This is a genomic window from Chryseobacterium sp. CH25 (assembly GCF_004119455.1).
In the GTDB taxonomy this organism is placed as follows: domain Bacteria; phylum Bacteroidota; class Bacteroidia; order Flavobacteriales; family Weeksellaceae; genus Chryseobacterium.
Genome location: NZ_NRQT01000043.1, coordinates 1 through 298 on the forward strand (window position 1 = coordinate 1; position 298 = coordinate 298).

Annotated in this window: 1 protein-coding gene; it reads right to left on the reverse strand. The window is 40.6% G+C overall.

Going from position 1 to position 298, the window contains the following annotated elements; genetic code table 11:
- Positions 1-30 precede the first annotated feature (30 nt).
- A complete protein-coding gene (locus BOQ64_RS23475) occupies positions 31-264 on the reverse strand; it encodes a hypothetical protein (protein WP_185147097.1) in 234 nt (77 codons plus the stop codon).
- Positions 265-298 lie beyond the last annotated feature (34 nt).

Sequence of the window (298 nt, forward strand, 5' to 3'; positions counted from 1 at the left end):
ACTTTAGCCCAAGCAAGGTAAACCATCAGTCTATTTACGATAGACCCAATTCTTAGCAGGAACAATCCAGTCTTTCAGAGCTTTGAATAAAAAGCCGTGATGCAAACCTGTATTAAGTTCCAATTCTTTAAAATCTTTAACATCCGATCTGATAAACCTCTGTTCCTGAGACAACGGACGCCTCATCAGCGCCCTTATCACTTTAGCCCAAGCAAGGTAAACCATCAGTCTATTTACGATAGACCCAATTCTTAGCAGGAACAATCCAGTCTTTCAGAGCTTTGAATAAAAAGCCGTG